A 7,927-nucleotide genomic window follows, 5' to 3' on the forward strand; every position below is an offset into this window, starting at 1 on the left:
ATCAGTGCCAATATCCCCGGCAGCTTCTGTCGTAAATCCGGATCTCTGATGTGTTTGAACAGCAGCAATATCACCCGGCTCATGATGGTGCCTTTTATCTGATCATCAGCGTACCGGTGCAGGTCGTACAGTTCAAACGCAAAATCCGGGATGTACCCGGCAAGTTCCTCCACAGGGCCGGACAGCAAGGAGGACAGTCGCTCTGTATTTTGCGGCCACTCTTTTCCGGCATGGCAGACCAGCAGCGGGATCACAATGGGCAGACAGTCCGGCGACTCTTTATGCTGCTTAATATACAGACGCCAGATCTTGACCATATATTCCAGCACCTGGAGATGCACATACTTGTCATAATAGCTTTTATGCTCAAACAGCACATAGATGACCCCCTGACTGCCGCCGGTCAGATCCACCCGGTACAGGATATCGGAATAATAATCCGCCAGTTCTTTTTCAATGAAGCTGTCCTTGCTGATCTCCAGGGTATTCAGGTCTACCAGTTTCAGCACGTTGTCCGGCAGTTTGTCCGCTAAAAGGCTGCGGGCATTTTCCTTATCGCTGTAGACATCCCTGAACACCTTGTCATGGGGGTTGACCACCTTGCTGTTATTTTTCTCGCCTGTCATGGTGGAATTTTAACCTTAAGGGGTGGTTCAGTCAAGGAGGTATGTTTTTCCCGGGACACCCCTGTTCCACCTGGTCTGTCCCCTATTTTATGTGTAAATTCTATAAAATGTCAAAATGTCAAGCCTGCCCCCCCATTTCCATTTTATAGTGCATTCCCATTTTCCCGGTTTAAAAAAAGCCTATCCTTTAATGTAAAAAGCATGATAAATCCTGTTGATGAAACGAATAGAAAAATGGACTGTGCTGATAAAAAAGTTGAATAATGTAATACTGTTAATAGAGTTTACGTTTGCCTAAAAGGAAACCGGTCAGCCAAGCAACGTAAAACCTGGGTCTCAAAACAGCGCCGGTTTTGACTAAAAGGGGAATCGGCAAGAGTCCTACAAGCAGCACAGACTCTTTGTCGAGGCCGGAACAGCAAAACCATAAGAACATAACGGGAGTATTTTGTACGTAATAGGCTCCGCCTTGCTTTCCCAACTATATAAAGGCTTTGAATTTGCCGATTGGCAGTGGTACGATTGAAAGTTCGATTCGAAGAGTTGTCAATTTGAGGCTCAAGGGACCCTGCATTTTTGGTATGGTGGTATAAAAAAAATGCGGAGAAAATGCTCATGTTGCGCTCATACTACAAATCAGGACGATTGAACTGCCTGAAAAAAAATGACAAATCCCCATATTTCATTGTTGACTGAATAACCGTGAAAATGAGGATGTGCCCATATAAATTTGATTCGTTTGTAAAGTCCTTATTAACTGCAACCGAAAGGGCGGAGCTATTTCAAAGGTATGACACAAGAGTTCTGACAAACTGAGATCAATATATCAGTTCACTCAGGAATGAGACCGAAATAACTTAACCTGGGAGTACAGGCATCCCGCCTGCATCATTACTACGGGCAGGACGCCCGCGCTCCCGGATATAAAAAATTGGCTAAGTTATTTAAGACACATTACTTAACCTCAAACGACCATTTTTTACTGATTTTAGATGAATGACCCATCCTTAAAAAAAACAATCTATACCCCCGAGTCGGCAATGGCCCGCCCGGGCAAGCTGGCGCGAGCCATGTTTCATGATCTGTTGGCAAGTCGTGAATTAGCCTGGCGTTTAGCTGTGCGGGATATCAGTGCTCAATACCGCCAGGCCTTTCTGGGCATCCTCTGGGCCTTTATTCTCCCCCTTGCCAACACCGTTACCTGGATTTTTTTGAGTGGGGCCGGTATTGTGTCCATGGGGGAAACGGCATTGCCCTATCCGGTCTATGTCTTTTCCGGCAGCATGCTTTGGGCAATCCTTATGGATGCCGTCAATGCCCCCCTTAATCAAACCACCGCTGCTAAATCCATGCTGGCAAAGCTCAATTTTCCCAGGGAGTCACTGGTGATATCGGGGATCTACCAAACCCTGTTCAACGCCGGCATTAAAATTATCCTGTTGTTATTTGTTTTGCCTTTTATGGGCATTGATTTAGGGTGGCGTTTGCTGCTGTTTCCCATCGGACTGATTTCCCTGGTGATGGTAGGTACGGCAATAGGTCTTCTCCTGACACCGATGGGGGTGCTATACACCGACATCGGCAAGGGGTTACCGCTGCTGATGCAGTTTCTGATGTATCTTACACCGGTCATTTTTCCAATGCCCAAAACCGGTATTGCAGCCGCCATATACACCCTGAACCCGCTGACCCCGCTCATCCTCACCGCACGGGACTGGCTCACCGGATTGCCGGCCGAATATCTGTCGGGCTTTATCATTGTCAATGTTCTGGCGATTATTTTACTGATCGCCGTATGGATCTTGTTTCGCCTGGCCCTGCCCATACTTATTGAACGGATGAGTTCTTGATTCCCATGAGTGATGAAACCTTAATTAAAGTTGAAGGCGTTTCCAAGAAATTCTGCAGAGACCTGAAAAAATCCCTGTGGTATGGGATGAAGGATCTTGGCAACGAGCTGTTTGGTCGCAGACATAGTGGTAACGGTGCACTGCGCCCTGATGAATTTTGGGCAGTCGATGATGTTAGTTTTGAGCTTAAACGCGGAGAGTGTCTTGGGCTCATCGGACGAAACGGAGCCGGGAAAACTACACTGTTACGTATGCTCAATGGCCTGATTAAGCCGGACAAAGGTCGAATCGAAATGAGGGGCCGTGTTGGGGCGTTGATTGCTTTAGGAGCTGGCTTTAATCCGATCCTGACGGGAAGGGAGAATATATATGTAAATGCTTCAGCATTAGGGATGACTAAGCGAGAGACCGATGAGAAAATTGAAGAGATTATAGATTTCTCTGAAATCCCTCAGTTTATCGATGCGCCTGTACAGAGTTACAGTTCTGGGATGCAGGTACGATTGGGTTTTTCTATAGCAACGGCCATCAAACCTGATATATTGCTTTTGGATGAGGTGTTGGCTGTTGGTGACGTAGCTTTTCGCACAAAATGTTATAGGCGCGTTGATGAACTTCGTGAACTATCTGCAGTGATTTTTGTTTCACATGATATGGGTTCGATTGCGCGTGTTTCGGGTACAGTAATGAGGTTAGATAGCGGAGTGGTTGCTTCGAAGGGCATACCTGATAAGATTATAGGTGAGATGGAGACCGGACTTAGGCATCAGCATGCTCATGGGAGAAATGTAAATCAATGCGATGATCGTATTAAAAAATTTAATATATCTCCTCCATTTTTTGAGGTAGCCCAGAGAAATGAGTTCCGAATACAAGTCAATATTGAAACGAGGACCCCTATTGATGGTATCCAAATTTGGATTAGTATTCAGGATTTTGCTGGAAATCATGTTGCTGAGTGTGTGCTTGATCAAAGATCATTTAATAACGTTTTGATAACTGGAGAAAATTTATGGGAGGTGGTTTTTGACATGCTTCCGTTACGAGTAGGAGAATATTCCTGGCAAGTAACTCTTGTCGACCTATGTGGTCGAATTTTAGCTGTTTCACGGAATGAAGTGCACGTCTCAGTTGTGGGGACTGGTATATCAGCCCATGTAGCGCCTTGTACACTTCCTATAAAAAATATTACGGCTCTATTTTAGATTCGGCGATAAGCTTATATGTATTGTGTTAGGGTATCTAATGGACGTTTCTATTCCAAAAGTTAATATAGTTCCGAGTGAAGGGCGTGGATGGATAATAGGTAGAATCATCAATGAACTGTCAGTACATAATGGATGGACTGTCGGTGATATTGATAACAACGCTGACATTAATTATTTTATTAACTACCACGCAACTAATTTTTTAGGTAATTCGTGGCCAAAGACTTTCACTGCCGCATGGTTTACTCATCCTGAAACACCGGAGTTCTTCAATGTCGCAAGACGTATTGATATTCGAGTTTGTCATGCGCTAAAGTATGCACAAGTGATAGATGGACATGTGATTCCACCGGGTATAGATCCTGTATTTGTACCACATCTTCGACTTGGAGTCGTTGGACGTAACTATCCAAGTGGTCGAAAAGGTGAATTTTTACTACAGAAGCTTAAACAACTCGACTTTGTTGATATTGTTTTTCCACCTCCACTGCAATCTAAAGATAGCGAGGTAGCTTGGCTTGAAAGCTTGCATATTTTTTATGGCACCTTAGATGCTCTCCTTGTGACCAGTTTGCTTGAGGGAGGACCTATTCCTGCGGCTGAAGCAACGGCCTGCGGAATTCCAGTAATAGCACCTTCAACTGTTGGAAACCTCTCAAGTTTGGACGTTGTTGATTATAAAGTTGGCAATTTTGAAGACCTATGTCGTGTACTTCAAAAATTTGTGCAACCCAAATTCGAACGTGCTTCAATAGTCTCAGAATGGACATGGGAGCATTTCGCCATAAAAAACAAAAAACTTTTTACTGAACAATATGTAAAGTTAGTTTCGAAGAAGGCTATGATTGATGTTTAAGATAAAAATACGTGATTTATTGTATAGGTTGACAGGATTTTATATTTCACGTCCCCCTAAAAAAACTCCCGTAAAGTTAAAAAAAATTGATTTTGGTGACCTTGTTTCAACAGCAATAGCAGTTAAAAATTCATCTGTTAATATTTTGCAAATCGGAGCTTATGATGGAGTCAGTTTCGATCCTATTTTTGATGCCGTGTCTAATTCAAGAGTGAAATTATTTTTAATCGAACCAAATAGCGATGTTATTAGTCGTCTCCAGCAGACGTATTCTCACAAAGATGACGTTTCTATAATTAATGCCGCCATTGTAGAGGCAGATGAAACCGATTTAGTCGAATTATATAAATTCTCTGAAAAGCTTATCGGTATTTATCCTGATTTTGGGGGGACATCATCTCTTTCTTTTAAACATCTTGAAAATGCATTCGAGCGTAACCGTTTTCGTTTTTCAGCAGAAGAGAAACTTGATGGTAATGTTGTCGTGGATAAAATTAGAGCTCTAACCGCAAAGCAGTTGTTGAAGGAGTTAAATATAACGGATGTTGATGTTCTCGTCATTGATACAGAAGGTGCAGATTGGATCGTTCTTAATGGTTTTTTAGAAGCTGGTTTGAGCCCAAAACTTATACTTTTCGAACACAGATTTTTATTACCTCACGATTATGAGGCGGCACTCATGAAGCTAAACTCGCTCAACTATTTATTAAGAGATTTGGAGTCCGATACATTGGCAATCCAATCTGTTTTATAATTTTCGTTACCACTATTTTGAGATTTATGAACCACACCTCAAATAAATGTTTAAATGAAAACCTCTGTCACTGCTAAAATGATAAGCTTTTTTTAGAATAATTCATCTTAGAAGAATACGGAACCCAAAATGATACTGGATTCAATTCAAAAAATTCCTTTAAAAATTCCAGAAAACATAAAAATTATTTCTTTTGATCTTTTTGATACGCTTGTAATGAGAAAAACAGATCCTCCGGAAGAAACAATCAAAAGAACATGTGAAAAAATTTCCCGGATGGGACTTATTCATTTGTCAGGCAAAAAAATATTCGAACTGAGGCAAAAGATTGAAAAGAAACTTAGACAGAAAAGTTTAAACTCTGGGTTTGATTCCGAAATATCCATTGAAGATATGTATTTGGAAATGATAAAAAAAACAGCCACTAATCTATCAGCAAAACAATTGCTTGATATTGAACTCTCCGTTGAATTAAATCTTTTATTTACTAATCCCGGCATAAAGACTGTCTTAGAACAGCTGAAAGAGGAATACAGACTAATCATAACGTCTGATACCTATTATCCATTATGGATGCTCCGATGCTGCCTTGAAGAGGTCGGACTCTTCGACTATTTTGATAAGATATATTGCTCCTCTGATATAAAGTTGAATAAAGGCAGTGGCAATTTGTTCAAATGCATCCTGGAATATGAAAATGTAAGTTCAGATCAAATTGTACACTTGGGGGACAATGCGCTATCTGACTATAATGTACCACGAAATCTGGGTATTCAGAGTTTTCTGATATTAGACCCATGGAATTTAAAAAGACGGGCCAGGACCCGTCTTTTAAACAGATACGAACGACGAGAAGGGATGTGGCAAGCCTGTTCTTTTTTCAACAAATTAACAATAAAGAACCCACACCTTGATGAAGATGCAGATAAGTTTGTATCATGGGGCAAAGAAGTCGTAGGTCCATTGCTCGTGGTGTTTGTTCATCTTTTTATCAAGCAGGTTCTTCATAAAAACATTTCACAAATTCACTTTTTAGCCAGGGATGGATTTGTGTTAAAAAAAATTTATAACACCTTATCAAATGGCCTTTATCAAGGGACGCTGCCACATTCCCATTACCTTTGTGTCAGCAGACAGTCAACATTTGCTCCGTCTATCAGGAAATTAGATGACAGAATCTACAGACATTCAATCAGCGGTATCAATATAACTACCAGAAGTGTTTTGAACAGGCTCAAACTAAACGATTGTGATTTGATAACTCAACTACTTGACAAATACAATCTTTCATATGATGATCCAATTGATAATGACACGACCAGGCAAAAAATTAAAATTCTGTTTAAAGACAATGATTTTCAAACCATTGTTCTTGAGAATGCAAAAGAGTTAAGAATAGTTTTCCGACAATATTTAGAAAAGCACTCCTTTTTCAATAAAAATAACAACACAGCCTTAGTTGACGTTGGATGGATTGGGACGATTCAAGATAATATTGAGGCAATGTTTTCAGACACACCCGATTATCCGGAACTTATAGGATACTACCTAGGTTCCTCTCAATCGATTGATAAAGATAAAATTGATTATAAAAAAATCGGATTGCTTTATGACTATAAAATGGCAGTTCCAGAACAAGTTGCCATCAGCTTTTTTAGAGAAGCGCTTGAATTTTCAACTAGAGCACTTCACGGTACTACCACAGGGTATCGAATGAACGAGTGGGAAGATTATCCGACTGTTATATTTAAGAAAGCATCCATAGACAGACAGAACGAAAAAGATATTAATACTGACATCATAAAAATTCAAAAAGGTATTTACGCGTTTCTTTCCGATTACATTAAACTGCAAAAAGTATATCCCATTGAACCTGAACAATTGAAAACCTATGTCATTTCACGATACGACAATTACCTCAGTTTTCCAAGACAACGTCATATAAGCGCTATTAGCGGCTTAATAAATGCAGAAGATTTTGGCGGCGATGAGGTTAGAGAAATTATCGGCCAGTGTTCAATTACGGATGTTTTTAACCCCAGATGGCTATTTGCAGACTTTCTTGATATACCATGGCGGGAAGCTTCCCTTGCAAAAACAAAAATTCCTTTTCTAAATATTCTATATTTTACATTTAAAAGGATAATCATATGGAATAGATTAGGAAAGTCGGTGAAAGATGAAAGATAAACCTTATTTGCTACCTTCGATATTTATAGAAATTTATTATCGTGTCATCAATTTCTTTTGCTGTAAATCCTATGATATTTTATATTATACGGAACTCAGTAACCGACAAAAGCAGTGGAATTGGGAAATCCCAAAGCTGTTCTCTTATTATTCCCGGCTTTTATTTGAAATAATATTTGTCCTATTAAAAATTTCCCTGATCAAAGTAATCATGCAGTTCCCTAATAAAGTATCTAAAAAAATTTTCAGAATCCTGCTTAGTATTTTGAATCGTCTACAAAATATTAATTCCCGCTAAAAAAAGTAAATGAAATTATTAATTACCATAGATGCCATAAACAAGGGTGGAGCTGAACGAATTATTACCCGCTTAGCAAATCATTTATCATGGAACAATGAAATCATTTTATGCCAGATGTTGGATGAAATGCATAACTATACGG

General features: G+C 40.1%; 6 protein-coding genes. 5 read left to right on the forward strand and 1 reads right to left on the reverse strand.

The annotated features are described in order from the left end of the window. Positions 1 to 626 (reverse strand): Rpn family recombination-promoting nuclease/putative transposase (locus HXW94_RS17595; protein WP_178368204.1); only part of this gene is annotated, 626 nt, incomplete at its 3' end. Between the two features lie 992 nt (positions 627 to 1,618). On the opposite strand from HXW94_RS17595, the gene HXW94_RS17600 reads away from it, so the two are divergent. The 5 genes from HXW94_RS17600 to HXW94_RS17620 all read left to right on the forward strand — a co-directional run bounded on the left by HXW94_RS17600 (position 1,619) and on the right by HXW94_RS17620 (position 7,484). After that, positions 1,619 to 2,476 (forward strand): ABC transporter permease, encoded by an 858-nt coding sequence (locus HXW94_RS17600; protein ID WP_178368205.1) that lies wholly within the window; start codon positions 1,619 to 1,621, stop codon positions 2,474 to 2,476. A gap of 5 nt (positions 2,477 to 2,481) precedes the next feature. Then, on the forward strand, positions 2,482 to 3,681 hold the full coding sequence (locus HXW94_RS17605) for an ABC transporter ATP-binding protein (RefSeq protein ID WP_178368206.1): 1,200 nt from the start codon (positions 2,482 to 2,484) through the stop codon (positions 3,679 to 3,681). A 40-nt stretch (positions 3,682 to 3,721) separates the two neighbouring features. Beyond that, a complete protein-coding gene (locus HXW94_RS17610; RefSeq protein WP_178368207.1) occupies positions 3,722 to 4,540 on the forward strand; it encodes a glycosyltransferase in 819 nt (272 codons plus the stop codon). After that, complete coding sequence (locus HXW94_RS17615) at positions 4,533 to 5,294, forward strand: FkbM family methyltransferase (protein WP_178368208.1); 762 nt, start codon at positions 4,533 to 4,535, stop codon at positions 5,292 to 5,294. Before HXW94_RS17610 ends, HXW94_RS17615 begins: the two co-directional genes overlap by 8 nt. Before the next feature lie 129 nt (positions 5,295 to 5,423). Next, positions 5,424 to 7,484 carry an HAD-IA family hydrolase gene (locus HXW94_RS17620; protein ID WP_178368209.1) on the forward strand — a complete coding sequence of 687 codons (2,061 nt, stop codon included), beginning with the start codon at positions 5,424 to 5,426 and terminating at the stop codon, positions 7,482 to 7,484. Positions 7,485 to 7,927 lie beyond the last annotated feature (443 nt).

It is taken from the genome of Desulfobacter latus (assembly GCF_013389365.1).
Lineage (GTDB): Bacteria > Desulfobacterota > Desulfobacteria > Desulfobacterales > Desulfobacteraceae > Desulfobacter > Desulfobacter latus.